The following is a 1,878-nucleotide window of genomic DNA, read 5'->3' as shown; positions in this document are numbered from 1 at the left end:
CCACATTTCAAACTTACCCTGTTTTTCACGCCTATTATTGAGCGACCACTGTGAATATCGACGTTGTTTTTCTGCTAGAACAAAACCCCATTCTCCTCATCTTTGTTGTTTTATCGATTGGTTTAGCCATTGGTAAAATTCGCTTTGGTAGCCTCCAGCTTGGCAACTCAATAGGTGTCCTGATTACTTCTCTTGTGATGGGTCATCTAGGTTTTTCGTTCAACGCCGACGCGCTGACCATCGGGTTCATGTTGTTCATCTACTGTGTGGGCATTGAAGCCGGACCAAACTTCTTTGGTATCTTTTTCCGAGATGGCAAACACTACCTTATTTTAAGCTTAGTGGTGCTCTCCACAGCTATTGCGCTTACTTACTTCTGCAGCGAGTACTTAGGCCTTAGTTTCGGACTTTCTGCCGGCATGATGGCTGGTGCACTGACCGCAACGCCAATCTTGGTAGGTGCCCAGGACGCACTCAACTCAGGGCTTGCTGAAGTGCCTAGGAACATGGATTTAAGCCTGATTATCGAAAACCTATCGGTCGGCTACGCGATGGCTTACCTAGTTGGCTTAATCAGTATGATTATGTTTGCTCGTCTGATTCCAAAACTTCAGAAAGTAAATCTGCACGACTCAGCAGAGCAAATTGCTCAAGAACGAGGCTTAGGCGCTTCAGGCCAGCGCAAGGTTTACCTACCAATTATTCGTGCTTATCGTGTGGGACCAGAACTTATCTCTTGGACAGACGGTAAAAACCTGCGTGAGTTGGGTATCTATCGCCAAACAGGCTGTTACATCGAACGTATTCGCCGGAATGGCATTCTTGCACACCCAGATGGTGATGCCATTTTGCAAGAAGGCGATGAAATCGCATTGGTTGGTTTCCCAGATAGCCACGCGCGCTTGGACCCAAGTTTCCGTAACGGAAAAGAGGTTTTCGACCGTAACCTTCTTGACCTACGTATCGTGGAAGAAGAGATCGTCGTTAAAAGTGACAGCATCGCAGGCAAACGTCTTTCAGACCTAAATCTATCTGAATACGGCTGTTTCCTTAACCGCGTAGTACGTGCTCAAATCGAAATGCCGATGGACTTAAACATCGTGCTTTCTAAAGGTGATGTACTGCAGGTAAGTGGTGAAAAGAGTCGTGTTCACGGCCTAGCAGAGAAAATTGGTTTCATCTCGATCCACAGCCAAATGGCGGATCTAATGGCGTTCTGTAGCTTCTTTATCTTGGGCATTCTATTTGGTTTGATCACGATGACATTTGGCCAGGTTTCATTTGGTTTAGGTAACGCGGTGGGCCTACTGCTATCCGGTATCATGCTTGGCTTCTTACGAGCGAACCACCCTACTTTTGGTTATGTACCTCAGGGTGCATTGAACATGGTCAAAGACCTCGGTTTGATGTTCTTTATGGTCGGTATCGGTTTAAGCGCCGGTGGTAAGATATTTGAGCACTTAACTCAAGTTGGTCCGCAGGTTATTGGTATTGCTCTGATCGTCAGTGTTATCCCAGTATTCTTCGCTTATTTAGTGGGCGCGTACATATTGAAAATGAACCGTGCACTGCTGTTTGGTGCGATCATCGGTGCTCGAACCTGTGCTCCTGCAATGGACATCGTAAATGACCACGCTCGTTCTACAATTCCAGCACTGGGTTACGCGGGCACTTACGCGATAGCAAACATCTTGATGACCTTAGCCGGTACCTTCATCATCATTATCAGCTAGACACACATCGCTAAACGATTCATTTCTAATGCACTAATTCATCTGGGTTAGTGCATTTTTTATTGCTTGTTTTTAGCACTTCAAGCCTCCTTCCCCGCTCCTGCTCTTAGCTCTCCTCGCATCTCGAATCTCGCCACTCGCATCC

The 1,878-nt window shown here is 46.5% G+C and carries 1 protein-coding gene; it reads left to right on the top strand.

Annotated elements, in window-relative coordinates; translation table 11 throughout:
• The first annotated feature begins 50 nt into the window (after window positions 1–50).
• Complete coding sequence (locus BCT81_RS01710) at window positions 51–1,733, top strand: aspartate:alanine antiporter (protein WP_008222852.1); 1,683 nt, start codon at window positions 51–53, stop codon at window positions 1,731–1,733.
• Window positions 1,734–1,878: the final 145 nt, after the last annotated feature.

The sequence above is a fragment of the Vibrio sp. 10N.261.52.A1 genome (assembly GCF_002876325.1).
GTDB classification, from domain to species: Bacteria; Pseudomonadota; Gammaproteobacteria; order Enterobacterales; family Vibrionaceae; genus Vibrio; species Vibrio chagasii.
The sequence above is the reverse complement of the archived record's forward strand: the minus strand, read 5'-3'. Positions and strand labels throughout refer to the sequence as shown.